Source organism: Mesorhizobium sp. M1348, from assembly GCF_040317925.1.
GTDB lineage: Bacteria > Pseudomonadota > Alphaproteobacteria > Rhizobiales > Rhizobiaceae > Mesorhizobium.
This window is the reverse complement of sequence record NZ_JAMYLH010000045.1, coordinates 1-25,000: the sequence shown is the minus strand read 5'-3', so window position 1 is coordinate 25,000 and position 25,000 is coordinate 1. Positions and strand designations below refer to the sequence as shown.

The 25,000-nt window shown below is 57.3% G+C and carries 26 protein-coding genes and 1 tRNA gene; 6 read left to right on the top strand and 21 right to left on the bottom strand.

Annotated features, from left to right (window positions below):
* Window positions 1-12: 12 nt before the first annotated feature.
* The 11 genes from NKH13_RS33600 to NKH13_RS33550 all read right to left on the bottom strand — a co-directional run bounded on the left by NKH13_RS33600 (window position 13) and on the right by NKH13_RS33550 (window position 11,584).
* On the bottom strand, window positions 13-1,368 hold the full coding sequence (locus tag NKH13_RS33600; RefSeq protein WP_352917136.1) for a lipopolysaccharide biosynthesis protein: 1,356 nt from the start codon (window positions 1,366-1,368) through the stop codon (window positions 13-15).
* A gap of 106 nt (window positions 1,369-1,474) precedes the next feature.
* Window positions 1,475-2,272: an FkbM family methyltransferase gene (locus NKH13_RS33595; protein ID WP_352917134.1), complete on the bottom strand. Its 798-nt coding sequence runs from the start codon at window positions 2,270-2,272 to the stop codon at window positions 1,475-1,477.
* Entirely contained in the window at window positions 2,269-2,613 is a 345-nt protein-coding gene (locus tag NKH13_RS33590; RefSeq protein WP_352917132.1) for a class I SAM-dependent methyltransferase, read from the bottom strand. Before NKH13_RS33590 ends, NKH13_RS33595 begins: the two co-directional genes overlap by 4 nt.
* A gap of 69 nt (window positions 2,614-2,682) precedes the next feature.
* On the bottom strand, window positions 2,683-4,149 hold the full coding sequence (locus NKH13_RS33585) for a hypothetical protein (protein WP_352917130.1): 1,467 nt from the start codon (window positions 4,147-4,149) through the stop codon (window positions 2,683-2,685).
* The gene (locus NKH13_RS33580; RefSeq protein ID WP_352917128.1) at window positions 4,149-5,042 is read right to left on the bottom strand and encodes an O-fucosyltransferase family protein; all 894 of its coding nucleotides are present in this window, start codon (window positions 5,040-5,042) and stop codon (window positions 4,149-4,151) included. Before NKH13_RS33580 ends, NKH13_RS33585 begins: the two co-directional genes overlap by 1 nt.
* A gap of 136 nt (window positions 5,043-5,178) precedes the next feature.
* Window positions 5,179-5,943, bottom strand: coding sequence for a glycosyltransferase family 2 protein (locus tag NKH13_RS33575; protein ID WP_352917126.1), 765 nt, complete (start codon window positions 5,941-5,943; stop codon window positions 5,179-5,181).
* Window positions 5,944-5,964: 21 nt separating this feature from the next.
* Window positions 5,965-7,059: a GDP-mannose 4,6-dehydratase gene (gene gmd, locus NKH13_RS33570; protein ID WP_352690645.1), complete on the bottom strand. Its 1,095-nt coding sequence runs from the start codon at window positions 7,057-7,059 to the stop codon at window positions 5,965-5,967.
* 162 nt (window positions 7,060-7,221) lie between these two features.
* Window positions 7,222-8,499 carry a sugar transferase gene (locus NKH13_RS33565; protein ID WP_352917124.1) on the bottom strand — a complete coding sequence of 426 codons (1,278 nt, stop codon included), beginning with the start codon at window positions 8,497-8,499 and terminating at the stop codon, window positions 7,222-7,224.
* A gap of 34 nt (window positions 8,500-8,533) precedes the next feature.
* Window positions 8,534-9,868 (bottom strand): UDP-glucose dehydrogenase family protein, encoded by a 1,335-nt coding sequence (locus tag NKH13_RS33560; protein ID WP_352917122.1) that lies wholly within the window; start codon window positions 9,866-9,868, stop codon window positions 8,534-8,536.
* 147 nt (window positions 9,869-10,015) lie between these two features.
* Window positions 10,016-10,579: a transcription termination/antitermination protein NusG gene (gene nusG / locus NKH13_RS33555; protein ID WP_352917120.1), complete on the bottom strand. Its 564-nt coding sequence runs from the start codon at window positions 10,577-10,579 to the stop codon at window positions 10,016-10,018.
* 414 nt (window positions 10,580-10,993) lie between these two features.
* Window positions 10,994-11,584, bottom strand: coding sequence for a biotin transporter BioY (locus NKH13_RS33550; protein WP_352917119.1), 591 nt, complete (start codon window positions 11,582-11,584; stop codon window positions 10,994-10,996).
* A gap of 114 nt (window positions 11,585-11,698) precedes the next feature.
* Here NKH13_RS33550 and NKH13_RS33545 point away from each other — a divergent pair, with 114 nt between their 5' ends.
* Window positions 11,699-12,607: an MBL fold metallo-hydrolase gene (locus NKH13_RS33545; protein ID WP_352917117.1), complete on the top strand. Its 909-nt coding sequence runs from the start codon at window positions 11,699-11,701 to the stop codon at window positions 12,605-12,607.
* A gap of 13 nt (window positions 12,608-12,620) precedes the next feature.
* Here NKH13_RS33545 and NKH13_RS33540 read toward each other — a convergent pair whose 3' ends face one another.
* On the bottom strand, window positions 12,621-13,406 hold the full coding sequence (locus tag NKH13_RS33540) for a DUF1499 domain-containing protein (RefSeq protein WP_352917115.1): 786 nt from the start codon (window positions 13,404-13,406) through the stop codon (window positions 12,621-12,623).
* An 83-nt stretch (window positions 13,407-13,489) separates the two neighbouring features.
* Window positions 13,490-15,118, bottom strand: coding sequence for a fatty-acid--CoA ligase (locus tag NKH13_RS33535; RefSeq protein ID WP_352917113.1), 1,629 nt, complete (start codon window positions 15,116-15,118; stop codon window positions 13,490-13,492).
* A gap of 178 nt (window positions 15,119-15,296) precedes the next feature.
* On the opposite strand from NKH13_RS33535, the gene NKH13_RS33530 reads away from it, so the two are divergent.
* Together NKH13_RS33530 and NKH13_RS33525 are read left to right on the top strand one after the other, a co-directional pair.
* Entirely contained in the window at window positions 15,297-15,683 is a 387-nt protein-coding gene (locus NKH13_RS33530) for a hypothetical protein (protein WP_352549027.1), read from the top strand.
* 125 nt (window positions 15,684-15,808) lie between these two features.
* Window positions 15,809-16,198, top strand: coding sequence for a DUF427 domain-containing protein (locus NKH13_RS33525; protein ID WP_352917111.1), 390 nt, complete (start codon window positions 15,809-15,811; stop codon window positions 16,196-16,198).
* Here NKH13_RS33525 and NKH13_RS33520 read toward each other — a convergent pair whose 3' ends face one another.
* The 3 genes from NKH13_RS33520 to NKH13_RS33510 all read right to left on the bottom strand — a co-directional run bounded on the left by NKH13_RS33520 (window position 16,199) and on the right by NKH13_RS33510 (window position 18,169).
* A complete protein-coding gene (locus NKH13_RS33520) occupies window positions 16,199-16,936 on the bottom strand; it encodes a polysaccharide deacetylase family protein (RefSeq protein ID WP_352917109.1) in 738 nt (245 codons plus the stop codon).
* Window positions 16,937-17,076: 140 nt separating this feature from the next.
* A complete protein-coding gene (locus NKH13_RS33515; protein ID WP_352917107.1) occupies window positions 17,077-17,583 on the bottom strand; it encodes a glycosyltransferase family 9 protein in 507 nt (168 codons plus the stop codon).
* A complete protein-coding gene (locus NKH13_RS33510; protein WP_352917105.1) occupies window positions 17,468-18,169 on the bottom strand; it encodes a glycosyltransferase family 9 protein in 702 nt (233 codons plus the stop codon). The genes NKH13_RS33515 and NKH13_RS33510 overlap by 116 nt, the downstream gene beginning before the upstream one ends.
* A gap of 115 nt (window positions 18,170-18,284) precedes the next feature.
* Between NKH13_RS33510 and NKH13_RS33505 the strand changes: the two genes are divergently transcribed.
* Complete coding sequence (locus NKH13_RS33505; protein WP_352917103.1) at window positions 18,285-18,443, top strand: hypothetical protein; 159 nt, start codon at window positions 18,285-18,287, stop codon at window positions 18,441-18,443.
* Between the two features lie 164 nt (window positions 18,444-18,607).
* On the opposite strand, the gene NKH13_RS33500 is transcribed toward NKH13_RS33505, so the two are convergent.
* The 5 genes from NKH13_RS33500 to ppdK form a co-directional block, all read right to left on the bottom strand.
* Complete coding sequence (locus tag NKH13_RS33500; protein WP_352917101.1) at window positions 18,608-18,778, bottom strand: hypothetical protein; 171 nt, start codon at window positions 18,776-18,778, stop codon at window positions 18,608-18,610.
* A 167-nt stretch (window positions 18,779-18,945) separates the two neighbouring features.
* The gene (locus NKH13_RS33495) at window positions 18,946-19,113 is read right to left on the bottom strand and encodes a hypothetical protein (protein WP_352484420.1); all 168 of its coding nucleotides are present in this window, start codon (window positions 19,111-19,113) and stop codon (window positions 18,946-18,948) included.
* Between the two features lie 175 nt (window positions 19,114-19,288).
* Window positions 19,289-19,471: a hypothetical protein gene (locus tag NKH13_RS33490; RefSeq protein ID WP_352917100.1), complete on the bottom strand. Its 183-nt coding sequence runs from the start codon at window positions 19,469-19,471 to the stop codon at window positions 19,289-19,291.
* A 139-nt stretch (window positions 19,472-19,610) separates the two neighbouring features.
* The gene (locus tag NKH13_RS33485) at window positions 19,611-19,796 is read right to left on the bottom strand and encodes a hypothetical protein (RefSeq protein WP_352571264.1); all 186 of its coding nucleotides are present in this window, start codon (window positions 19,794-19,796) and stop codon (window positions 19,611-19,613) included.
* 87 nt (window positions 19,797-19,883) lie between these two features.
* Complete coding sequence (gene ppdK, locus NKH13_RS33480) at window positions 19,884-22,559, bottom strand: pyruvate, phosphate dikinase (protein ID WP_352917098.1); 2,676 nt, start codon at window positions 22,557-22,559, stop codon at window positions 19,884-19,886.
* A gap of 566 nt (window positions 22,560-23,125) precedes the next feature.
* Between ppdK and NKH13_RS33475 the strand changes: the two genes are divergently transcribed.
* Window positions 23,126-23,200, top strand: a tRNA-Gln gene (locus NKH13_RS33475).
* Between the two features lie 291 nt (window positions 23,201-23,491).
* Window positions 23,492-23,860 carry a VanZ family protein gene (locus tag NKH13_RS33470; protein ID WP_352549013.1) on the top strand — a complete coding sequence of 123 codons (369 nt, stop codon included), beginning with the start codon at window positions 23,492-23,494 and terminating at the stop codon, window positions 23,858-23,860.
* Window positions 23,861-25,000 lie beyond the last annotated feature (1,140 nt).

Sequence of the window (25,000 nt, the reverse complement as noted above, 5' to 3'; positions counted from 1 at the left end):
ATATTCTCACACTTACACCTGATTACTCAATATACTTCCTTGGCTACGCTCCGAGGCGCTATCATTTTCTCTCTGCTTCAGAATTCTAGGTACAATCCAGATGAACGGAGCGATCAAACAGATTGCGTAAGAGATAACTGTGCCCCATACGGCGCCAGCCGCGCCGATAAAATGAATTAGGGCGATTGAAGCGGGCACGTTTACAAGCATCATTGCCATCATTGCTCGCATTAGAATGGTTGTCTGCCCGACGGAACGAAGTAGCATGGCGGTGGTGTGCACCATCATCGTAGCTACGACGAGGGCCGCCATTCCACCCAGCAAAAGAGGGCTAGTCGCGATAGGAGCTCCAAGCCAAAGCTTAGTCAAGGGCCCGTAAAGCGTCCAAATTAAGCTACTGGCAACAGACGATACGATACCCATTGAAATCAGCGTTCGAAGATAGGTAGTCCGGACCCAACGCCTTTCACCATTGGCGTCGGCTCGGGCTAGAGCTGGCCAAAGCGCATCATTTGCTACGGCCAAAAACATTATCGGAGCTCCAAACACCCGCTGTGCCAATCCGTAGGGCACAGCGGCCCCAGCACCTGCAATCACGCTTATCAAAGTCAAATCTGTATGTGAGGCAATTGCAAAGGAAGCTTGGCTAAGGGCGAGCTTCGATCCTTCCCGAAACATGCCAATAACGTCTCTCCAAACGAAATAGCGCCTGGAAAATAATGGAACGCTATGGCGGCTCAAGGCATATCTTCCGAGGAAAAACATGAGGAGATATTGAGGGCCGAGAAAAGCCAGCGCAAGGATATATAGTGGCTGCCTAAATGATATTGAAATTAGGAGCAAACACGTTGCGCTGATTACTCCGGCTAACTCAATGCTATAGGCAATCCCTCCACGTAATGACCCAATCAATACGAACTTCGGCACATTCGCAGGAAAGCCAACGCCGAGCAAAAGCGCCATCGTTGCCAAGTGCGTTGTAACTTCATGGGCAGAGACTGACGCTCTTACGCCTAGGAGAGACGGCAAATCGACAAGCGAGCAGATTAAAAGGCCAGCGACGGTGCAGAACAATCCGGATAAAACAGATATCGTCATAGCACTCGTAACAGCAAGGCGAACTGCGTCATGCAAAGGATCTCTGAGCGAGCGACTCACTGCAGTGACGATGGCACCAGCCGTCCCTGAATACGCGAATCCAAGAACGCCCATCAGGGAAAGGGAAAGGATCCAAAGACCAAAACGATCCTGCCCGAGGTATGTGAGAAGCGACGGTACTGTCACCAAAGTCGCAAGAACCCGAACGACATTTGCGACGCTTCCGAGCACGGCAGTTGAGGCGACTTGTCGAAGTCTTGTGGTCAGCAAACGATCATTCCGACTGCACACAGTACAATATCATTCTCCTCATAACAGTTATGAAACAACTCATCTAATAGGATAGACAACGCCTACGCACTGACGGCTTATCATGTTATCTCCAACACTCTGGAAGAACGACCGCAGGGCGATGTGGCAAATTATCTGCGTCTAACGGATTTGGAATTAAGCATTTTCCACCTTCGACCAAGGCCGTACGATCCTTGCGATGGAATGTAAATTCCATAACGGGTGGGATACTCACGCCGCCTCTTTGGGTTGGCGGCGCAACGTTATTGGGATGAATATGCACTACGTAGTGATGCCGCAGTAATTTTCGGAATGTCGCACTTATAATTTGCATCTGCCACTCGCCAAATAACCGCGTAAGGTGATGGAATTCAACGACCATTATTCTAAACTTTTTTAGATTGTCTTCGTCAAGATCCAAAAGCACGCGATACTCTGCTCCTTCAATGTCCATTTGGAGTATCCGATCGCCATCCAGCTCTGGAGGGACCTTCTGGCACAAGGAATCCAGTCGCATGTTCAAATTATCCTCGTGAACGTCCACAAATTTTTTGAAGAAATGGAAATTCGGATCATCAACAGGAGGTCCATCTACCGACGCATCTGCCATAAAGGAGTGCAATCCGCGCTTCGACATTTCAGAATCGAAGGTCACCTCTGTCGAGACGCCCGGCGAAATCAATATCTTCATGCCCTCCAAATCATCTGGCAATAGATATCCGCCATCACCCGGTTTCCCAATTCTTACTAACGGCGTAGTCGTTGCACGGGGGCGCACAGAGTGAACAAACTCCGCCAGCCGCGAGAAATCAGCACTGCGCTCGAGCCAAACCTGGTCGCCCGATAGCCGCTCTACACTATTTTTGATGAATGCTTGCATCATTGGATTACCTCGAAAAAGCGTTGAGTCAGATCACTGCGACCGCTAAGCGCCGCCCGCGGCGCTGCCACCCATCGTTTGCCAAATGCCGACGCCAAGAGCTCCTGATAGACTTGGGGCAAGGCCTCGAACGATATAACCGTCCCCTCAAACCCAGCCTTCAAAACCGCAGATGCGAACTGACCCTGATTCGCACCCACATCCAGAAGGAACCGTGCTTGTTTGATGTTGAGAACCTCGGCAACCCGAAGTTCAAAGCGTGAATAGAGATTGCTTGGGCTAACCTCAAGTCCAACTAGTCGCGCGATATCTCTGGTTCGTAGCTCCAAAGAATGTGGGATCATTCAGTCTCTCCGGTGTTTCTGAAATGCGAACGAGGACTTGTTTCTATCTGTATTGGGGACCTCGGCCAATCAAATGGGTGTTGAAACGGATCCTCTCCTATCACTCGGATTCAAGGACAAGAGGTGTCTCCGACTATTGATATTTAGCGTCTGCTGGAGACCGATTGTCAGAATTGCGCCAACCAGCAGTGACAGTTCGAGCACATAGATGCGTATCATTGCTAAAAACATAAGGGGGATAACCGTGCGCTGCATAAAAAGAAGGGACCGCCATAACCTTCTATCCAACAAGTCTCCACTCCGCTGAGCTCCTGGTGTCATGGCGGCCATCAGCATAACAAAGAGAAACACGGAAAAGATCCCCCCACTAGCGAGGTAAAACGTCAAACCGGTTTTCGGAAATATGATGCGGTCTTGCATGTAGTACCGCCACACATCAGGAATATAGTCGCTGGTAAAAAGGTGAGCCAATCCCAACCCCTTTCCTAGGATCATCGACTGAGTGTCATCGAGCATTGACTTAAGAATAATAACATCGAAGTCCTCGACTTCTAATCGATCCAGAGTTCTGCTTTGTAGAAGAGAAACAAAGCTATCTGGAGTCGCCACCTCTTGTGCAGACAAACCAAGAGTATCGATACTCGAGACTCTCGTGAGGAACACAGAGAGAATAACAACAGCACCAGCGGTATACAACGAAACTATCTCGCCGTTCCGGAGCGGTCGCCCTACGCTGCGCAGTGCTAGATAAACAGCCGATCCTAGACATAACGAAATGAAGGCTGACGTCGACTGCGTGAGCAAAATGGTCAATAGACCGACTGCTCCCGCAAAATATCTATTGAACTTGGAAGGGAAAATCTGACGCCCCATCGTAATCAGCATCAGCAAAAGCACGCAGGCTCCAATACCTAAACTCTTCGGTTCGCCGGCAAGAGAACCGGGCCTAATATAAAGGGAGCCGCCGATAGCCAGCATACCGGTTTGCGCATCCTCTGCCCCCATAAAAAGTCCGAGCGGTAACATGTCGATTCCCGTCACCACAAAAACGGCGAACTGACAAATACCGATCAGGCACAGTGTGAGCAGAGAAATGCAGATGCATCGAATTAGGAAGCGAGAAGGTATGTCAATCCCTTTCGCCAAAAGGAGGAACATGGGCGCAAAGCTAAGCGTGAGGCTCATTGCAGCTACGAAAACACGCAGCCAGCCATTTCGAAATCCGCCACCCACAAATTCTACGCCTGATCCCGTCACAGACAGCGAAATAGTGGCGGCACAAAGTCCCGAGGCCAACAGCAGCATATAGATTAGAAAAAGCGAAGACTTTATTGGATCAAAGCGCCCATGTAGAAGATATTTGAATATGAGAATGCCAAACAGGAGCTTAGAGAGCGGAAGATTGAGCCCCACATTCGGGGTCAGCGCAAACCAGGGTTGAAGAAACGCGGGTACAGCTAAATCCTTTCCAAGCGGCAGGCGCATCGCGACAACAGCAGCCAATGCCAATACCATAAATGGAACTATCTGAGCCATCATCTCTCAATAAAACCATTGCCGCGGAGCCAAGGCGTTCTATCTACCCCGTCAATTTCCAAGCTCAGGTCAGTAAATTCCAGCGCCGGATTCACACAAAGTGTGTAGCATGTTACTCTGGAATGACTTCTAACAAGGTAATTACATCGTGAAAGAATCAAAGCTTCGGTAAGAACATCTTGTCCCTTGATTAGACCACTTCCTGCGACCCCAATATCGTAGTGACCGTGCAAGGAAGTTCCGTCTGTTGATCGTAAGCTTTTTCGAACAACAAGCCGCTCGCGGTAGCGATTCCCGAACTCCTCGACAATTCGCTCGTCATCCGTTGCTAAAAACACTCGTCCATCGGGGTTTCTGTTGACCCATTTGTCTGCGTGATATTTATAGAGATCGATTGCAGCGACCTTCCGGTTCTCAGCACCGGTCGCTGCATCCGTCATGCGAATATGAACACCAAGCGTCAGATTGCTGAATTCGTCACGGACGAACGTCTCAACTGCGTCTGCAATTTCCTTTCGGACAACACAATACTTCGCGAGCGCACGTCTAAGCGATGCGCGGACGCTCAGGCCGTCGTATCGGCGAAATGTATCGGCAGTTGGACGATATTTCATGTCCAAGGACAGGCGCGATCTAGGCGTCCTAATGTCAAACTCGGCCTGTTCGAAAAAGTAGCGATAAGCGTTCTGTCCCGAGTTCGCATCAAAATAGAGGCTATTTTGCCCCCATACCACGGACGCATCCGCTCCGCAAAGCTCAGCAAATCTTAGGCCATTGAGGGTCATGAAGAGGTCGCCAAAGAAACCGCAGCCACGTGATGGAATGCGCAAACGCAGTGGAACCACTCTAGCAAAAAGCGAAAAAGCGGAGTTCTGCAGGCCATAGATGTTCATAGCTGAGTTAACCACTCACTGTTTTTAGGCTCGCCGAAACACGGGCGCTCGAGCAAATGAGATGAGTCAGAAAAAGATTCGCCTTACAGTTATCCAACCCACGCCCGCATGCCGCAAAGAAAACCTTGATTTCGTTTCATGCCCGTGACGTGCCGCGCCCCACGAAAAACTGCCCAATTTTGCGTACAGGCTTTGCGATGAGCGCATAGTCTATCCAACCCGAAGCCAGCCATTGGCGCCGTGCTCGCAATGCTTCCATATTGTGCAAAACATGAGATTTAAGACTGCGCGTGCTTTCGCCACCAATCATCATGTCAACCAAGACCTGCTCGACTATGGCCGACTTAAATCCATGGAGTTCAACAGCTCTGAGCATCCAATCATAGTCCGATGCCACCTTGAAATTAAGATCGAAAGCACCGGTCGCTTCGGCGACTTTCCGTTTAACATAGAACGTGGGATGGGCCGGCATCCAGCCGGTCCGAAAACCCTTGAAGGGCCGGGGAACCGCACGCCAACGGCGTACGACCCGCTTGGTCAGATGATCTTCAACAAAGTCCAGGTCACCATGCACGATGTCCGCCTGTTCAAGCCCTGCGGAGATTCGCCTCAGCGCCGTGCGGTCATGAAAGCAATCGTCGGAATTAAGAACCCCTACGGCATCACCCGTATAGAGCCGCAGTCCTTTGTTGAGTGCATCATACATTCCGCTGTCGGGTTCGCTGACCAACCGAATCTGGTCCTGTGAGTAAGATCGGATTATCGGCAGCGTTTCATCCCGCGAGCCCCCATCGATAACCACCAGCTCCTTGTCCAAATGATCCTGGGCCAGGAAGCTGTCGAGCGTATGGTTAATTGTCGCCGCCGAATTCCGGCAAACTGTTAAAACCGAGATTTTCATGTCACCTCGGTGCAACGTTCCTTACTGTGCCGCAACTCGAATCTGATCCTCGTCCAGACGCCGGTGCTCCGATTCGCGCTTTACCGTTTCAAGGTCGGACTGGACCATTTCCTGGACCATGGTTGCTAGGGACGTTGTTGCCTTCCACCCTAGAACGCGCTCCGCTTTCGATGCGTCACCAATCAGAAGCTCAACTTCGGTCGGCCTGAAATAGCGGGGGTCCACCTCGACCAGAACGGCGCCCGATTTCGCGTCGATGCCTTTTTCGTCGATACCGGAGCCAACCCATTGGATCTCGGTCCCAACCTCATTGAATGCAAGCTCGACAAAGCGGCGGACCGAATTCTTCACGCCGGTTGCGAGAACGTAGTCATCGGGCACGTCATGCCGAAGAATTCGCCACATACCTTCGACATAGTCGCGGGCGTGGCCCCAGTCCCGTTCGGCAGACAGATTTCCGAGGTAGAGCTTGTCCTGAAGGCCCAAGCTGATCGCAGCCGCCGCCCGGGTGATCTTGCGGGTGACAAATGTCTCGCCGCGCATCGGGCTCTCGTGGTTGAACAGGATGCCATTGGAAGCATGGATATCATAGGCTTCGCGGTAATTCACGGTGATCCAGTAAGCGTAGATTTTGGCAGCCGCATATGGTGAGCGAGGATAGAAAGGCGTCGTTTCTCGTTGCGGGATCTCCTGAACCTTGCCGTAGAGCTCCGAAGTCGAAGCCTGATAGAAGCGCGTCTTCTTTGTCAGGCCAAGCAACCGGATGGCTTCGAGGAGACGTAACGTACCGATCGCATCCGCGTTCGCTGTATATTCTGCGGTCTCGAAACTCACCTGGACGTGGGATTGGGCCGCGAGATTGTAAATCTCGTCTGGCTGCACTTCCTGGACAATACGGATAAGATTGGTGGCGTCGGTCATGTCGCCATAGTGCAATGACAGCCTGACGTTCTTTTCATGGGGGTCCTGATAGAGACTATCGATGCGACCGGTGTTAAACGACGAGGAACGCCGCTTGATGCCATGAACATCATAGCCCTTTGCCAAAAGAAGTTCCGCCAGATAGGCGCCATCCTGGCCGGTGATGCCGGTTATGAGCGCGGTTTTCCTAGTCATTGTGCTTCTCCTGTGTCGATAGGACGATATTCTCAATGCCAATCAGCGTGCCATAAGGCATTGCATTTTAAATACCCATTTCAAAAAACTACTGTTTATGCCCATCTGTAGGTCTCGTGCGCGGCCGCATGGCTGCGTCCACTACTGACCTTTGTCGCCTTGTCAACGTGCGCCAAATCCCGTCAGCATGGTTCGGATGGTGCGAAACACGATCAGCACGTCGAGCCAAGGAGAGAAATTCTTGATGTAGTAGAAGTCGTAGTGAAGTTTTTCCAGGACATCGTCGACGGCCGCGACGTGCCCTTGGTTGACTTGCGCCCAGCCAGTAATGCCAGGCCGCACGATGTGCCGGTATCGATAGAACGGCAGCTCCGCCTGGTACCATTTCGATAGGACGAGCGCTTCCGGGCGCGGACCGATCCAGCTCATCTCGCCGCGCAGGATGTTGAATGCCTGCGGCAACTCGTCGATCCTGGATTTTCTCAAGAACTGCCCCAAACGGGTGATGCGTGTGTCGCCGGCCTTCGTGATGGCCGCTTCCTTCTCGTCAACGGCCGTGTCGCTGAGCTTCATCGTTCGAAACTTATAGACCTCATACGGATGGCCTCTATAGCCCATTCGCTTCTGTCTAAATAGCGCCGGTCCAGGCGAATCGATCTTTACGGCAATCGCCACGAACAACAGCAATGGTGAGAAGACAACAAGCACAAATAATGCAGAAGCCCAGTCTATCGCCTGCTTTATCTTCAGGTAAGCCTGGTTTGGATTCAGGGAGCCCAGCGTGTTTTCGGAAAGATGCTCGATCTCGACCCGGCCGGTGAGAGATTCGCTGATCTGTTTGACGTGGTAGACCGGCGTTCCCGAGAGCGCACGGTCGGCGATGTATCCCTCCCACTCATCTGAAAGATCGGCCCGAAGATCGGCCACGACGCCGTTTGCATAGTCGATAACCCTGTCAGGCGAACGAATCCAGTGCCAACTCACGCCTGGTATGCTTTCGAGCCTACTTACATCTCCACCAGGAATTATTGCCAACCGGTATGGAGCTAGCCTTCGAGTGGCTAAATGCAAGCCGAAATACCACAATGTTGATTGGATGAAGCTCGCAGCGGCTTGGAACCGGCTGTAGTCAAACCGAAAAAAGAAAATGGTAACAAAAACAACACCATAGGTTAGCGCAAAGGTGGGTAGGATGTAACCTGTTGCTGCCACACCAGGAAAATTTCCAATTCGCTTATAAAACAAGTAGCCTGTCGTGTGAGCAATAAATGCAGCCAAAATCGTTACCTGCATGTTTGAAGAAAATATTACGCCAAACCCAAACGACATACGGACAAGCACAGGAATCAAAATAGCGAAGGTCAATCCACCCAGCAATTGAAAGCGCATCCGAAGCAAAATATGCCTTGCTCTAGGCAGGGTAATTGTAGAAGTGTTCAAGTTGATTTCCGCTAACCTGATCAACATTCAAGCTTCAATGACCCACATCCATTCGGCGAGATATCGCTCCTCGGCCGACGCTCGAATAGGCTATGCCTTCCTTCACCACGTCCTCGCCGCGGTAGACATTTCGAAGGTCAATCATCACGGGCGTCGCCATAAGTGCATGAAGCCGCTTGAGATCCAAGGACCGAAACGCATTCCACTCGGTGACGATGACGATCGCATGCGCGCCGTCGGCCACCGCGTAGGCGCTTTCCCCAAATTCAATGCCCTCGATCATCTTGCGTGCCTGCTCCATGCCGACCGGATCATAGGCCTTGATCGAAGCGCCTGCATCCTGGAGTGCCTGAATGATGGCCAATGAGGGGGCGTCGCGCATATCGTCGGTGTTCGGCTTGAACGTAAGGCCAAGGATACCGACAGTCTTGCCGCGAACCGAGCCGCCGCAGGCCTCGACCACCTTGCGAGCCATCGCCCGTTTGCGCTGGTCATTTATCGAGACTGTCGTTTCAATAAGCCGCACGGGGCTTGCCGCGTCCTGCGCGGTCTTGACCAACGCCAAGGTATCTTTCGGGAAACAGGAGCCACCGTAGCCCGGCCCGGCATGAAGAAATTTTGCGCCGATCCGATTGTCCATGCCGATGCCGCGCGCGACGTCCTGCACATCAGCCCCCAACCGCTCGCAGAGATCGGCAATTTCGTTGATGAAGGTGATCTTCATGGCCAGAAAAGCGTTGCCGGCATATTTGGTGAGCTCAGCCGTACGCCGGCTCGTATAGAATATCGGCGCGACATTCAACGAGAGTGGGCGATAGATCTCGCCCATGACGGCTTTGGCCCGTTCTGCATCGGTCCCGACGATGATGCGGTCGGGCCGCTTGAAATCCTCGATGGCCGATCCTTCGCGAAGAAATTCCGGATTGGAGACCACCGCAAAATCGGCGGCGGGATTTTGCTCGCGGATGATTCGTTCCACCTCATCACCGGTGCCGACAGGGACGGTCGATTTCGTCACCACGACCGTAAATCCTTTTAGCGCGCGGCCGACTTCGGCGGCCGCATCGTAGACGAAGGACAGATCGGCGTGCCCATCGCCACGCCGTGACGGCGTGCCCACGGCAATGAAGACGACATCCGATTGCGAAACGGCATCGGCCAGATTGTCGTCGAAACGCAAGCGACCCTGCGCGGTGTTCGTGGTGACGAGGTCGTCGAGCCCTGGCTCGTAGATCGGTATCTTGCCGAGTTTGAGCATGGCAAGCTTTTCCGCATCACGATCGACGCAGCAGACCTGATGGCCAAAGTCGGCGAAGCAGGCGCCCGAAACGAGCCCAACATAGCCGGCACCAATCATTGTTATCCGCATATCGCGTACTCCCATCAGCGCCGACGAGACGATCTCGTCAGACAGCGCCTAGTCGCACCGTAGAACGGCTACCGCACTCCCGGGTGAAAACCCGAGAGCCGATCCTACAACAATTTACATCGCCTCGCCGCACCTCGATGCTTGCGACTATGCGATGGCTACAAGATCCCTGGCATCCAGATCGACAGGGATCTCACCATTCATGATGGCAACCAGAACCCGAGCCCTTCCGGCTGGATCGAGCCGGTCAAGGCGACCGATCATTTCCGCGAACGGGCCGGAAAGGATCCGAACCGAAGCACCGGCTGCGAGGCCGCCGCTGAAATCGAGCAAGCCATGCCTGCCGGTCAACGCAATGAAGCGCTCTACCAGACCGGAGGGGACAGGCAAAGGCCGGTCACCTTGCATGACGAGGGAACGCACACCAAAGGTTCCGTTGATCGAGCGCCAACGTTGCAACGCGACGTCAAGGGCGATGAACATATAACCGGGGAAATAAGCCGCAACTCGTGTTTCGAGCCGCCGGGCATGACGCACGGTTTTCTCGCAGCGAGGCACAAAGGGCTGGAATCCCTGCATCCGGAGATGCCGCTCGGCGACATGCTCCTTTCCGGGAAAGACGCTGGCCGCGTACCAGCGAGTTGCCGGCGCGGCGGTCCGCTCAGGCGACTGGGTGGTCGCGTTGCTCGTTATTTTTTCCGCGCTACTCACGTGTCTTCCTTCGGCGGTCGGCGGCATGATCTCAGGTCAACGGTTACGACAGTGTGTGTGGATACCAGCAAGCAACCAAGCCACCAGAGTCAAGGCCGTTGGGTTAAGAATTTCCTACACATTGTCCAGAAATTTAGCTGTGCCTAAATAATCATCGAGCCGCTTTCTTTTTCAGCTGGCTGAGATGCTATGTCGAGCAATTTATTTCCATATGTAGGTGCTTGGTTACGCTGGTCGTGACAAATCGCCCGTTGGTTCTGGTACTTAGTCCGTCGACTTGAAGCTAATATGACGGGCTCGCTGCATGGCGTCGCGCTACAAGCCTGCCGTCAACGAGAAAGATCCTGCACGGCCACACCGACTACGGCGAAAAACCATTGTCGCCCAGGACAGGTTACCTCCGCTCGACCGGCTTCACGACCGCTTCAACAGGGACCAGACAGCCGGCACCATGCTCGCGGCCAGCGCAACCTTGATCAGGTCACCGACGATAAAGGGCAACACCCCGAACTGCCAGGATTTTTCCGGGCCGATCAACAGCGCCAGCCAGGCAAAACCCATTGCCATCATGACGATCTCGGCCACCAGCATGGCATTGAAGAGCTTGATAGGATGGCGATCCCAGCCACGGTCGGCAGCCCAGCCGACGATCGCCGCCATGACGACGAAGCCGGCTAGATAACCGCCGGTCGAACCGAGCATGTAGGCAATGCCGATACCCTTTTCGGGTGTGCTCTGGAAGACCGGAAGGCCCAACGCGCCCTCAGCCATGTAGAGAAGCAGTGTGGCGACGCCAAGGCGCATGCCGAAGGAGGCAGCGATCAGGAAGACGGCGAGCGTCTGCATCGAGATATCGACCGGTCCGAGCATGACCTTGGTCTTGGCAGACAAGATCAGCAGCAGAGTTCCGGCGATCGCCAGCAAAAGCTGTCCTGCCAGCCGGGCCGCGCCCTTTTCAGGCAAAGCGAGAGAAATGAGCGGACGCATCGTCGTTTCAATTGCCATAGTCTTCCCCGTTCCGGATTGCCGCCGAACGCGGCCTTGCGTTTTCCTATATTGGCTTCCGTGCTATGCGGCAATCGGTTTTGCCCTCGCCCCAAAAAAGGTCGCGACGTTCGCATGGCGCTGAAATTCGATACACGCTTCGATCCGGCCTACGGCCAGGGCGTAGCCGTTGCGCCCGACGTACTTCGGATCACCGCACGGAACCCAAGCCCGTTCACCTTTCACGGAACCAACAGTTATATCGTCGGGCGCGAGACGCTGGCGGTGATCGATCCCGGTCCGGATGACCAGGCGCATCTTCGAACACTGGTCGAAGCGATCGGGACCAGGCCGGTCAGCCACGTCTTCATCAGCCACACGCATCGCGACCATTCGCCGCTGGCGGCGCGATTGAAGCAGCATACCAGTGCGGTGGTTCTGGCGGAGGGCCGGCATCGCCCGGCGCGGCCGTTGCGCACCGGCGAGGTCAATCAGCTCGATGCCAGCGCCGACACCGACTTTGTTCCTGATATCGCGCTGCCGGACGATATGGTGATCGACGGCGACGGCTGGGCGATCCGGACGGTGCTGACGCCCGGCCACACCGCCAATCACGCGGCCTTCGCGTTGGAGGGAACCGGCATCCTTTTCTCGGCCGATCACGTCATGGCGTGGGCAACCACGATCGTCGCGCCGCCGGATGGCGCGATGGCCGACTACATGACATCGCTCGATCGGCTGATCGAACGTGACGACCGGCTGCTCCTGCCCGGTCATGGCGGGCCGGTGACCGAGCCGCGCAGCTTCATGCGCGGATTGAAAACGCATCGCAAAATGCGCGAACGGGCAATTCTGGAGCGGATCAACAGCGGCGACCGGACAATCAAGGACATGGTGGAGGCGATCTATCGAGACACCGACCCGCGCCTGCATGGCGCGGCCGGCCTGTCGGTGCTTGCCCATCTCGAAGACCTGGTGGCGCGCGGTCTGGTCCACACCGATGGCGCACCGGCTATCGACGGCATCTATTCACCGGCAAAGTAGTACCCTTCCGATATCATTCCGCCGGCGCCACGCCCACCTGGCCGGCGACTTCCTGGTCGAGTTCGGCAAGGAAATCGGTGATGCGCGCTGCGTTGTCGCCAAAGTCGTGGCGGCCGTAACGCGAGGCCGAGCGCATATCGACGATGACCGCATCGCCGTCATCGGTCACGCGGATGGCGACATCGGCGGGAAGGGCAAGCAGCAAGCTCTTGGCCAGCGCATCGACCGTCACGTCGCTTTGCCCTGCTGCGTCTGGAAATGGCGCCGTGAGCTGCCAGCCGCGCCGATCGAGCACGGTTTTGACCGCCTCCAGAACGCGATCGAAAGGCAAGGTGTAGCTGCGTCCGGTAACAAGCGGATAAGCTTCGATTTGCAGGCGCTGCTCGCCGGGCGTCGGCGGCAAAAGCTCATTCATGTCCGTTGTCCGGGTAGAAATATCGAGCGCCGGCGGGTCGTCAAAATCAGTCGAGATGTCGCGCAGCGGCGGATAGGTCACCGCCCAATAGGCCGCGACAGCGTAAGGGATGAGCACCAGAAGCGCCAGCAAGGCGCCGGCGGTCAGGTCATGGCCGCCGCGATCACCGAAATTCCACAATCGCGCAAAGGCAAACCCGGCAAACAAAAGCGCAAACGCGGCCAGCAACGCGACAACGCCGAGCACCCACAGGAAAGCCGGCGTCTCGACGAGATCATATCGGTGGCCGATGAGAACCGTCAGCAGCAGGACCGCCGAAAACGCGCCGGCGCGCCGCGACCAACCGGCAGCCCTCGATGTCTGTCGCTCGGCAATTACCGTCATTGCTTTCCGCGCTGCCCCAACCCGAACAAAGGCATAGTGCCTTTCAGCGGCGGCTTGAAGGCGCAAAGACGCCGCATCTCCGGTCAATCCGTCGGCAGGTGATAATCCCGGAACTGCTGACGCAGGGTAATCTTCTGGATCTTGCCGGCAGCGGTGTGTGGGATTTCACCGACAAAGGCGACGTCGTCCGGCATCCACCACTTCGCCACCTTGCCGTCCATGAAAGCGAGAATATCCGTCTTGGTCGGCTCCCTACCCGGCTTGCGCACGACCACGAGCAAAGGCCGCTCGCCCCATTTGGAATGCGGAATGCCGATGGCGGCGGCCTCCGCCACGTCGGGATGGCCGACAGCGAGGTTCTCGAGCTCGATGGTCGAGATCCATTCGCCGCCCGACTTGATCACGTCCTTGGCGCGATCGGTGATCTGCATGTAGCCGCCGGGGTCGATATGCGCGATATCACCGGTATCGAACCAGCCGTCTTCATCGAACTGTTCGGATCCGATGCCGCCATAATAGGCGCGCGCGACGGCCGGCCCGCGGACCTTGAGTCGGCCGAAGGTCTTGCCGTCCCATGGCAGTTCGTTATCGTCGTCGTCCGTTACCTTCATTTCGATGCCGAACGGCGTAAAGCCCTGCTTCTGCTGGACGGCGAGGCGGGCGTCACCCTTCAGCCCAGCATAGTCCGGCTTCAGGGTGCACAGCGTGCCGACCGGCGACATCTCGGTCATGCCCCAGGCGTGGACGACCTGGACATCGTAATTGTCCTGGAACTTCGTCGTGATCGCGCGTGGACAGGACGCGCCGCCGATGACGACTTTCTGCAGACAGGGCAGTTTCTTGCCGGTCTCTTCCAGATGCTGAAGGAGCATCATCCACACCGTCGGCACGGCGGCGCTGAAGGTCACCTTCTCGGTGTCGAGCAGCTCGTAGATCGAAGCGCCATCCATCTTGCAGCCGGGCATGACCAGCTTGGCGCCAATCATCGGCGCGCTCTGGGCAAGACCCCAGGCATTGGCGTGAAACATCGGCACGACCGGCAATATGGTATCACGCGACGACAGGCCCATGGCGTCGGGCATCGCTTCTATCATGGCGTGCAGCACGTTCGAACGATGGCTGTAGAGGACGCCCTTCGGGTCGCCCGTCGTGCCCGAGGTGTAGCACATGCCGGCGGCGGTGTTTTCATCGACTGTCTTCCAGGCGAAGTTGCCGTCGGCTTGAGCAAGCCATTCTTCATACGCAACGACATTGGGCAGCGCAGTCTCGGGCAAATGCACCTTGTCGGTCAGCACGATAACCTGCTTCAGCGACTTGACCGCGCGGGCGATCTTTTCAAGCAGCGGCAGGAAGGTCAGGTCGACGAAGATCGCCTTATCCTCGGCATTGTTCATGATCCAGGTGATCTGCTCGGGAAAGAGCCGCGGGTTGAGCGTGTGATAGATCGCGCCGACACCCATGATGCCATACCAGGCCTCGATGTGGCGCGCGGTGTTCCAGGCCAGGGTCGCGATGCGGTCGCCAAGCCCGAAACCGTCACGCTCTAGCCGCTCGGCGACCTTCAGGGCACGAGCATGGATTTCGGCATATGTGCTGCGCACGATCGGCCCCTCGATCGAGCGCGACACGATCTCGCGGCTGCCGTGCTGCCGCTCGGCGTTGTCGATCAGCTTGTGGCAAAGCAGCGGCCATTCCTGCATCAACCCGAGCATCTTGGTCCTCCCGTTATTTTTTTGCGCCATTGTGGGACGAACCGGCGGATTGTCCAGCCAGAACCGCGCTGGAGCGGTGCATAGAGCCAAATGAGGCGAAATTCGCCACAATCCGGCCATGCTCGGCGTTAACGTTGATTAACAGGCGGGGCGCGATTGGCGAATGAAAGAGGTTCGCATGGACGCGCAGCTCGACGACAAAACCCTCGAAAATACGCTTGCCGAAAGTCTGGCCGATCTGGTGGCGGCCGATGTCGCGCAGGCCGATCTGGTGCCCGACGCCAAAACCGTTTCCGAAGATGAATTCGTCGAGGTCGTCGGTGGCGCCCTCGAAGCGGTCGGCGGCACGCTCTTGTTCAAGATGTGCGTCGAGAACGAGGGCGAAAGCCAGCACGTCGCTGCCGCCTGCGTCGGCGATGTCGGCAATCGCCAGTTCCTGCTGCTCACCTTGCCTGCCAGCGGTGGTGCGCTGAAGGTCGAGACCACCTCGAAAAGCACCAATCCGGTGGCCGGCATTGCCGCCGCCTATGCAGGGCTGATGGACGCATTCCAGGCCGCCGCCTGAGTTTTCGGCGAAGCGGAAGAAAGAGGCGAGACTTCCCCCCGCGGGCGACGCCCGCCTGGTGGCAGGCAGGTCTTGCGCAAGGCTCTTGCCAGACACATTTTGACGGTGAGGCAAGGAGATCCGACATGGACCAGATCGCAAACCCGTCACCCGGCTTTCAGCGCAATCCGGGCAAGATCATCACTATCGAGCCTTACAAGGGTACCGTGACGGTGCGCGCCGGCGATACCGTCCTCGCCTCGTCCAGCAAGGTCAAGGTGCTGACCGAATCGCCCTATTCGCCTGTTTTCTACATTCCGTTCGACGACATCGACTTCAAGCAGCTTGGCAAGACGGAACACTCGACCTATTGCCCCTATAAGGGCGATGCCAGCTATTGGAGCGTGCTGCCCGCCGGCGATGCAGGCAAGGATGCGATGTGGGCTTATGAGCGACCGTTCGACGAGATGGCCGATATCCGCGACCACGGCGCGTTCTATCCGAACAAGGTGACCATCGAGACCACGCCCGACTGATCAGTCGGTGGTGCCTTCATCGCCGACGCCGTCGGCATCGTCGAGCCGCACGAAGGTGAGGCCCTTGGCCTTCAGCGCCCGAAGTCCCTGCACCACGCCTTCGCCGGCCGTATGGGTCGGCTGGTTGATATGAGCGATGATGACGTCGCCGTCCTTTGCCGCGGCAATCCGCCGGGCGGTCTCTTTTGCGCCGAGCAATGAGCCGCCGTCGCCGTTGATTGAGAATCCGGCGATCTTGAAGCCAAGCTTGCGTATCATCGCGATTGCCGAGGGGCTGTATTCGGCGGTTGCGCCGCGAAACCATTTCGGCGCCGGTTCGCCGGTCACGGCAAGAGCGGCAGCACCCGATTCGACCTCGGCCAGCACGGCCTCCGGGCTGCCGGCACTGCGAATGCCGTAGATCTTTTGCGGCGTGTCGACGGCCGGGACGTGGCGGCCGCCATGGTTTTCCAATTCAAACAGTTCGGGATGCGCTCGCATGATCGCAACGGCGGCGGCGTTGTGCTTCAGCCAGATGCCGGTGACGAAAATGGTGGCGGGAATCTTGTTTTCCACCAGCGCCGAGAGAATCCGTGTGTCGGTCCTTCCGCCGCACGCATCGAGCGTCAGCGCGACGCGGCCGCTGCCCTCCTCGGCCTTGATGTGCAGCGTCGGTGCGACGAGCGACTGGGCGTTGCCAGGAGAGACAGCCCACAGCGACATCGCAACGGCGCAAAAATACTTTTGGAACAGGCGCATCGATTATTTCCTGGTCGGCCGAATCAAAGTTGAAGCGGCGACCCCAAGACCGGCATCAAGGCGGAAATCGGGACGATGCCCCTGCAAAAGCGTCGGCGGCGGCAATTTGACCGCCGGCCTGACCTTTGGCAAGCGCGAGGTCACAATGCGTGCTCTACGTCCTTAACCGCATGTGAAAGGATCGCGCGCACCGCGTCGACCACTGCTTTGACCTCAAGTCGCCAGACGCAGCAGGCCTTGCTTGGATCGGGACGGCGGCACAGGTCCGTGGCTATGCACTTGCAAGGCATGGAGGGCCGCGGCGTAACACTGACCACGCCGACAGGACCCCAAACTGCGGGGTCGGTCAGGCCGAAGAGGCCGACAACCGGCGCCCCCGCGGCGGCGGCCATGTGCATCGGGCCACTCTCGCTCCCCAGAAACAGGCGTGCCTGGCCGAGGACCGCCAGCAGCGTTGCCAGCGACAGCGCCCCGACCACGTTGACGACCGGCGAAGCGGCCTTGGCGACAATGCGCTCGGCAGATGCCCGTTCACCGGGGCCGCCGACAAGGCAGGAAGTCCAACCCGGTCTGTCGCGAGAGCTCGTCGATCGCCAGGGCAAAACGCTCCGGTTGCCATTGCCGCCCCCGGAAGCTCGCTCCCGCATGAACGGCTATGAAGGCGTTACGCCGGAGATGATGCCGGTCGAAAAGCGCCAATGCCTTGGCGGTCTCCAGCGGCAGCGGCTCCTGCGCACGCACCTCTACGCCAAGCGCCTCAAGAGGCGATAGATAGCGGCAGAGATAATGCTGGCCACCAAAGCCAAACGGCTTGGCCAAGACGTTGGCGGGCTGGCGTTCCAGCCAGCGCAACGGTTTTTCGGGAGGATCATATCCGACGCGGGTCTTGGCGTTGACGAGCCTGACGATGATGCGTGAGGTTTTGGAATCGGCCAGGTCGATGGTCAGGTCAAACCGGAATCGGCGCAGAGCGCGCACCATCGCGTAAAGCTCGCGACCACGCTCCAGTGGGGTGCCACGCATCCGGGCGCGCCGGAACGCCACCACGTCCGAGGCGATGTCATGAGCCGTCAGGAAACTGGCAAAGCTCGCCTCGCAAAGGAACACGATCCTGGCCTTTGGATATTCGAGGCGCAGGTTTCTGGCGAGCGCGGAGGCGAGGACGAGATCGCCGATGAATTTCGTCTGGAGGATGAGAATCGAGCGGACGTGCGTGGGCGGGTTCTGCAACATCTGTTTCTGGCACCGGGGCGGGTTCGGGAGCCGGAAACTGGGCAGAAACGATGTCGGGATTTGGAGCCGTCACGCGCACGTTCGCGTGAATTTGGTTACAAATCGGTAAGGTCAGATGCTGGGTAGATTCCAACGCATACCGCGGCCGTTCTTTGCAGCCGGCGCCGCCGATTGCGCGGCACATCTGTTCCAGATCGAGCAGATCAAAGTCGACGCGGCGATCCCAAAAGCGTCCTCAAAGCGCAAGGTCACAGTGCGTGCTTCGCGTCTTTAACGGTACATGAAGGGTCACGTCCACCGTGGCACCCGCCGCGGCACACTTTGTTGGAAACACACATATATAAGATTGGTCAAACCGGTCTTTACGAGAGACTATTGCCACCCGAAGGTTCCGCCGTCGTGTGCGCCCCCAGGGATCATGCTGCATGACCCACTAGTTTACCGAGAGTTGCCCTGTGGCTTTTCCTGGCCTTGAGACTTCGACCACCAGACAAAATACAGCGAGCCCATCTTCATCACAGGCACGCGGCGGTCGCGTTCCCGGGCTCGCAACTCACGATAGGTCTTCATCTTCAGAGTGCCGCCAGGCAACCTGATACGCACTGCCATCGGTCCAACTCCCGTTGTGCAACGCAGCAATTGTGTGCAATGCGGCAAGTAGAGACCTTCCGTTACGGAAGAGTCAACAGCAGCATCATCAACTTATTTTGTGAGCTCGCCTGCGGAGGCTCCGCGCGGCTTTCCCAGGCGCATGCCAGGGCGGAAGAATTGCTGCTTCACCCTGGCGACTGATCGTCAATCAGGCGCTGGCGGTTCGACCACCAGGTGAAATAAACCCGGCCGATCTTGACGACAGGTATGCGGCGGGCGCGCTCGCGATCGCGCAATTCGCGGTACACTTTTACTTTCAGCGTGCCGCCCGGCATTCTGATACGCACTGCCATCGCTTCCGCCGCCCCAATTGTGCAATGCAGCATCGCCTTCCGTGGCGGAAGAGTCAACGCCTGCCCGCTGACTTTTTCTGGGATTTGTCGAGCGGTCTCGGAAGTTTGGCGCGCACGGCGGTTCCTGATCCAGCATGGAAGCGTCATGCCCAGCCGGGGTCGTCGGGTGCGCGGGCTATTTCCTGGGCGAGGACTTGTTGGGCGAGGATGGGCGATCGGACATGCCGGTCGGCCACCAGATGACGAAATAATTGCCGACCTGCCAAACCGGCACCTCGCGCTTCTGCTCGCGGCGCCGCAGCTCGTCCCTTTTCTTGATCTTCAAAGTCCCGCCCGGAAGCCGGATTCTTATCGTCACGTGTCCTCCCCGTACCCCTCCAGGTACGAACGATAGTCGTAACAGTTTCATCCCGGCTAAGCAATTTCGTCCAGGTCAAGCAATTTCGGGCGCGGTAGACGCAGGAACCGGGACCGGAGCGAGATCGCCGGAACCGGCTTCATTTGAAGAAATCCGCGATGCCGTTGATGGCCAGCACCGCATAGACGATCGGTCCGGCGATAAACGCACAATAGAGACAGAGGATCGCCGCCAGCACCAGCAGCAGCGGCTTGTCGCGACCGACGGCGCGGAGCTCGGACTTCACCGACCAGCGCGCCGCAGCGGTTTGTTCATCATCAGACATGTGCACCCATCCCGCGGCCATTTCACATGGCGAGTCGAAAACATCAACCTTCCTTGCTGCGCGGAGGAATCTTCGGTCGGGATCTATTCACGCGCCGGCTTTGGCAGCCTGCACCGCCGCTTGCGCGGCGGCCAGCCTGGCGATCGGCACGCGGTAGGGTGAGCACGAGACATAGTCGAGGCCGACCTTCTCGCAGAAATGGATCGAGGCTGGATCGCCACCATGCTCGCCGCAAATGCCGAGCTTGATGGCGGGCCGCGTCGCCCTGCCCTTCTCGGCCGCCATCCGCACCAGCTCGCCGACACCCTCTATGTCGAGGGACACGAACGGATCCTGCTCGATGATGCCTTTTTGCCGGTAGGTCTCGAGGAACGAGGCCGCGTCGTCGCGCGAGATACCGAACGTGGTCTGGGTCAGATCGTTGGTGCCGAAGGAGAAGAATTCGGCCGCCTCGGCGATGACGTGGGCACGGATCGCGGCGCGCGGCAGTTCGATCATCGTGCCGGTCAGATAGTTAATCCTGACACCGGTCTCCTCCATCACACTTTTGGCGACGGTGTCGATGCGTGCCTTGACGAACTCGAGCTCCTTCACCAGCCCGACCAGCGGCACCATGATCTCCGGGACCACCAGCGCGCCGGCCTTCCGGCCGGCCTCGACGGCCGCCTCGAATATCGCGCGCGCCTGCATCTCCGCGATTTCGGGATAGGAGACGGCAAGCCGGCAGCCGCGATGGCCGAGCATCGGATTGAACTCGTGCAGCGCTTCGGTACGCCGCCTGAGCTTGTCCGGCGACACGTTCATGGCAGCGGCGACCTCGGCCACCTCTTCTTCGGTCTTGGGAAGGAATTCGTGCAGCGGCGGATCGAGCAGGCGGATCGTCACCGGCAGCCCGGCCATGATCTCGAACAGTTCAAGGAAATCCGAGCGCTGCATCGGCAACAGCTTGGCCAGCGCCGTTCGCCGGTCCTTTTCCGTGTCGGCCAGGATCATCTCGCGCATGGCAACGATGCGATCGCCGTCGAAGAACATGTGCTCGGTGCGGCAAAGGCCGATGCCTTCGGCGCCGAAGGAGCGCGCCATGTGTGCATCGAGTGGTGTCTCGGCGTTGGTGCGCACCTTCATACGGCGGGCGCCGTCGGCCCACTCCATGATGGCGGCGAAATCGCCCGAGAGTTCGGGCTGCAGCATCGGTACAGCGCCCTTCAGCACCTGGCCGTTGGCGCCATCGATGGTGATGATGTCGCCCTTGCGGAACGTCGCTCCCATCGCCATCAGCGTGCCGGCTTTGTAGTCGACGCGCAGCGAGCCGGCTCCTGATACGCAAGGCTTGCCCATGCCGCGCGCCACGACGGCGGCGTGGCTGGTCATGCCGCCGCGCGTGGTCAGGATGCCTTCGGCCGCATGCATGCCATGTATGTCTTCGGGGCTGGTTTCGATGCGCACCAGGATCGCCTTGCGGCCTTGTGTCTTGGCTTCCTCGGCGTCATTAGAGGAAAAGACGATCTCGCCGGTGGCAGCGCCTGGCGATGCCGGCAGGCCGACGCCGATGACGTCGCGCGCCGCCTTCGGATCAATCGTCGGGTGCAGCAACTGGTCGAGCGAGGCCGGATCAATGCGGGCGACGGCCTCCTCCTTCGAAATCAGTCCATCCCTGGCCATGTCGACGGCAATCTTCAGTGCCGCCTTGGCTGTGCGTTTGCCGGACCTGGTCTGCAGCATCCACAATTTGCCGCGCTCGATGGTGAATTCGAGATCCTGCATATCGCGGTAGTGCTTTTCCAGGCGATCTGAGATGCTGACGAAAGCGTGGAAGGCGTCAGGCATCAGCTTCTGCAGCGACGGCTTGTCGGAGCCGGCGGCAATGCGCGCCGCCTCGGTGATGTTCTGCGGCGTACGGATGCCGGCAACGACATCCTCGCCCTGGGCGTTGACCAGGAACTCGCCATAAAGCTGCTTTTCGCCGGTCGACGGATTGCGGGTGAAGGCAACGCCGGTGGCCGAGGTGTCGCCCATATTGCCGAAGACCATGGCCTGGACATTGACTGCCGTGCCCCAGCTTTCGGGAATGTCGTGCAAGCGCCGATAGGTGATCGCGCGGTTGTTCATCCAGCTGGAAAACACCGCGCCGATGGCGCCCCAGAGCTGCTCGTGCGGATCCTGCGGAAACGGTTTACAAAGCTCCTCCTCGACCTTGGCCTTGTAGAGCGCGATCACGCCTTGCCATTCGACGGCGGTCAGCTCGGTGTCGAGATCGCGGCCGAGGCCGCCCTTCTGGTCTTCGAGGATCTCCTCGAACACCTCATGGTCGAGGCCCATGACGACATCGGAATACATCTGGATGAAACGGCGATAGCTGTCATAGGCAAAGCGCGGATCGCCTGAATCGGCGGCCAAGGCTTGGACCGTCTCGTCGTTCAGGCCGAGATTGAGCACGGTGTCCATCATGCCGGGCATGGAAGCGCGGGCACCGGAGCGCACCGAAACCAAAAGCAGTTTCGACGGATCGCCGAAACGGCGCCCGGTCAGCCGGCCGATATGGTCGAGGGCGACCGCAACGTCCGCCTCCAGCGAGGCCGGATAGGTGTGGCCGTTGGCGTAATAGGCGTTGCAGACCTCGGTGGTGATGGTGAAGCCCGGTGGCACCGGCAGGCCCAGGCTGCACATTTCGGCGAGGTTGGCGCCCTTGCCGCCGAGCAGATTGCGGTCGCCGGCACGGCCTTCCGCGGCGCCGTCGCCAAAGGTGTAGACCCACTTGGTCATGCTTAATCCCCGGTTTGCAGGAGCTGGAAGTACTGGCAAATCGAGCGATATGATGGTGCAGTGCGAAAGGCAAGGCGTCGACCAAGCCGGCGGTCCTCTACAATCGATTAAGCGATACTGATGCCCAGAAAGACCGGTGTCTCGGGCGTACCCGCCACAGCACATAACGAGAACAAACAGACAGAACTGACCGGAAAATTCGATTATGGCAGCGATGGGCGGAACGCCGGGACAGGGCGGGCACTATCCTTAAAGTGATCTCATGGTTCCGGGCTGTAGGCGGTCCAATTGTTCATCCTACCGCTCCGAGAGGCCCAGCAACTCACCTGCCTCGATCATCGAAAGATCGCCGCCATTCCAGCGGCTCAAGCGTCGCGAACATTCTCCGATCCTGTAGCCATGCTGTCCGTTTGATCCCCAGCCTCCAAGGACTGGCAAGAAAACCGGACAGCTCACGTGCTACCTAGTCCGGACAATTTCTGCTTACGACATTTTGTATCTTCGCCGTTGAGCTTTCCCCCCGCTCGTCTTATAAGCCCGCGCGCTGGGGGCACGTTCCCGGCTGATGGGGCGTCGCCAAGTGGTAAGGCATCGGTTTTTGGTACCGACATTCCCAGGTTCGAATCCTGGCGCCCCAGCCAATTTCTCTCGGTCCGCTCCTGACGACTCCGAATGCACGTGCCCGTTGGAGTTCTCCGCTCCATAGGGGCACGACAATTTCCGCGCGAGAGATAGACAGCGTTTAACGTATCGCAAGTTTTTATTACGAATGTGGCGGCTCAATATGTAGCTCAGTTGATTTTGGACAAATCGGATGCGATCGTGAGGGGGAAGCAATAGCCTCGCGTCGCACCATGCGGGAGCCGATGTCGATCTCGGAGCCGAGCCTTGGGTGGCAACGCCCGGCCCGCAAACAACATCGTAGGAGCAGAATGAGATTACACTCAATTGCCGAAAGAGCAGCCTTCTTCGTTACGCTGCTTGCCGTTCTCGTGCTTGCACTTCTGCCAGTTTTCCGTCTCAAGGAGCTCGGCTTCGGCATAGGCTTCCACTATGACAAGCTTAATCACGGTGTCGCTTTCGCGGCGCTGATGCTTGTTGGCAGCCTGGGTTGGCCGGAACGCAAAATGAGTTTGATGGTCTTCCTCGCTCTGGTTGGTGCTGCGATTGAAATCCTTCAGGGTACGACCTTAATAGGGCGAGATCTCGATGGATTTGATTGGGCAGCTGATTGTGTTGGCATCTGGTGCGCGCTGGCAGCGATTAGCTGTGCAAATTCGCTTGTTCGACGAGTGGCTTGAGGGACATCCTCTGAACGGCGCCAATCTGTTCCGGTAGACATATCTCAAGCGCCGAACGGATGTTGGTTGCCGTTGGTTGCCGCGGTGACTTTTTGCAGCGAGATTCGAGTGCTGCGCAAGGCCTGCAGGAAAGGCCTACCCGTCTTCATCGGGCCGGAGTTGCTCGACGCGCCGTCGCGCGCTCGTCTCTTTCGACAGGCGCTACTACCAGGCAGCAAAAAGACCCGTAAGATATAGAAGGCGGCGCAGCCATTGAGGGACGACGTGCCAAGCGCCGGGATGCCTGGGAGAATTCCGACCAAGGAATCCGTCGAGACACAAGAGGCACATGGCCCAACTCTCTGGCGTTCCGAGTCCCTACCATCTCGGCCTCGGCCCAAACCGGCACGTCTGCAGTCCGGGATCGTTCCCATGGTCACCTGGGTGTTGCTGGATTCTGATTGAACCGCATTTCAGTTTGCCGAGTTGCAATCTTAGTGCGGACAACTTGGTCGCGGGCTGCCACTTGCGGTTACCTGTCCACAAGAAAATGGCGTCGCCGGCAGAGAACGTGGTCAGGCAAGACTCCTAGTTTAAGCTCGACTCAATTGGCCGGCAGGAAAATTCATATTGAATAACATGGGGGTGTTACTGCACGCTCTTTGGCATTCAAATTGATATCTTCCCACGCTCCACTAATCAAAGCACCAGTTTTTTTCATTTATCTTCGTCTCATAACAACAACTATCACAATTTTACGTACAACGGATATCTATCCATCAACAAATCCAAAATTATAAACTAACTTTTGGATAGTATTAAACAAATTATTCTGACGTAGCAGTGCATTTAGTGTCTCGTAAAAAATCATAGATAACTTTTGAGCCAATCATTAAAATCCTCCCGCAGTTAAATTTGACTCTTCATCGCTATCGTCGACCTTGTAAAGTATATTTTTCGCCTCAATGTCGAAATCCTGTCACCGATCAACCATTCTATCAGGGCGTGCAGGTATGTGATTTGGCGCTAATATACACCTTCTAGTAGGCAGTCATTCGCGGGGCGCTATCGAATGAGACAAAGGAATATTGGATGGCAACTCTGCACTACGCATCGGGTGGATCCGCCACCGAAATCGCAACCGCCGGCTTCAATCTGGCT

What these genes read in the sequence shown, in the direction of transcription:
- NKH13_RS33545 (WP_352917117.1), top strand. Translation starts at nt 11,699, where the DNA reads ATGGCGCTGAAATTCGATACACGCTTCGATCCGGCCTACGGCCAGGGC.
- NKH13_RS33525 (WP_352917111.1), top strand. Translation starts at nt 15,809, where the DNA reads ATGGACCAGATCGCAAACCCGTCACCCGGCTTTCAGCGCAATCCGGGC.
- NKH13_RS33520 (WP_352917109.1), bottom strand. Translation starts at nt 16,936, where the DNA reads ATGCGCCTGTTCCAAAAGTATTTTTGCGCCGTTGCGATGTCGCTGTGG.
- NKH13_RS33530 (WP_352549027.1), top strand. Translation starts at nt 15,297, where the DNA reads ATGGACGCGCAGCTCGACGACAAAACCCTCGAAAATACGCTTGCCGAA.
- NKH13_RS33505 (WP_352917103.1), top strand. Translation starts at nt 18,285, where the DNA reads ATGCTGGGTAGATTCCAACGCATACCGCGGCCGTTCTTTGCAGCCGGC.
- NKH13_RS33560 (WP_352917122.1), bottom strand. Translation starts at nt 9,868, where the DNA reads ATGCGGATAACAATGATTGGTGCCGGCTATGTTGGGCTCGTTTCGGGC.
- NKH13_RS33485 (WP_352571264.1), bottom strand. Translation starts at nt 19,796, where the DNA reads ATGTCTGATGATGAACAAACCGCTGCGGCGCGCTGGTCGGTGAAGTCC.
- NKH13_RS33585 (WP_352917130.1), bottom strand. Translation starts at nt 4,149, where the DNA reads ATGGCTCAGATAGTTCCATTTATGGTATTGGCATTGGCTGCTGTTGTC.
- NKH13_RS33575 (WP_352917126.1), bottom strand. Translation starts at nt 5,943, where the DNA reads ATGAAAATCTCGGTTTTAACAGTTTGCCGGAATTCGGCGGCGACAATT.
- NKH13_RS33495 (WP_352484420.1), bottom strand. Translation starts at nt 19,113, where the DNA reads ATGGCAGTGCGTATCAGAATGCCGGGCGGCACGCTGAAAGTAAAAGTG.
- NKH13_RS33515 (WP_352917107.1), bottom strand. Translation starts at nt 17,583, where the DNA reads ATGCGGGAGCGAGCTTCCGGGGGCGGCAATGGCAACCGGAGCGTTTTG.
- NKH13_RS33470 (WP_352549013.1), top strand. Translation starts at nt 23,492, where the DNA reads ATGAGATTACACTCAATTGCCGAAAGAGCAGCCTTCTTCGTTACGCTG.
- NKH13_RS33590 (WP_352917132.1), bottom strand. Translation starts at nt 2,613, where the DNA reads ATGATCCCACATTCTTTGGAGCTACGAACCAGAGATATCGCGCGACTA.
- ppdK (WP_352917098.1), bottom strand. Translation starts at nt 22,559, where the DNA reads ATGACCAAGTGGGTCTACACCTTTGGCGACGGCGCCGCGGAAGGCCGT.
- NKH13_RS33580 (WP_352917128.1), bottom strand. Translation starts at nt 5,042, where the DNA reads ATGAACATCTATGGCCTGCAGAACTCCGCTTTTTCGCTTTTTGCTAGA.
- NKH13_RS33500 (WP_352917101.1), bottom strand. Translation starts at nt 18,778, where the DNA reads ATGGCAGTGCGTATCAGGTTGCCTGGCGGCACTCTGAAGATGAAGACC.
- gmd (WP_352690645.1), bottom strand. Translation starts at nt 7,059, where the DNA reads ATGACTAGGAAAACCGCGCTCATAACCGGCATCACCGGCCAGGATGGC.
- NKH13_RS33535 (WP_352917113.1), bottom strand. Translation starts at nt 15,118, where the DNA reads ATGCTCGGGTTGATGCAGGAATGGCCGCTGCTTTGCCACAAGCTGATC.
- NKH13_RS33550 (WP_352917119.1), bottom strand. Translation starts at nt 11,584, where the DNA reads ATGGCAATTGAAACGACGATGCGTCCGCTCATTTCTCTCGCTTTGCCT.
- NKH13_RS33510 (WP_352917105.1), bottom strand. Translation starts at nt 18,169, where the DNA reads ATGTTGCAGAACCCGCCCACGCACGTCCGCTCGATTCTCATCCTCCAG.
- NKH13_RS33540 (WP_352917115.1), bottom strand. Translation starts at nt 13,406, where the DNA reads ATGACGGTAATTGCCGAGCGACAGACATCGAGGGCTGCCGGTTGGTCG.
- NKH13_RS33595 (WP_352917134.1), bottom strand. Translation starts at nt 2,272, where the DNA reads ATGATGCAAGCATTCATCAAAAATAGTGTAGAGCGGCTATCGGGCGAC.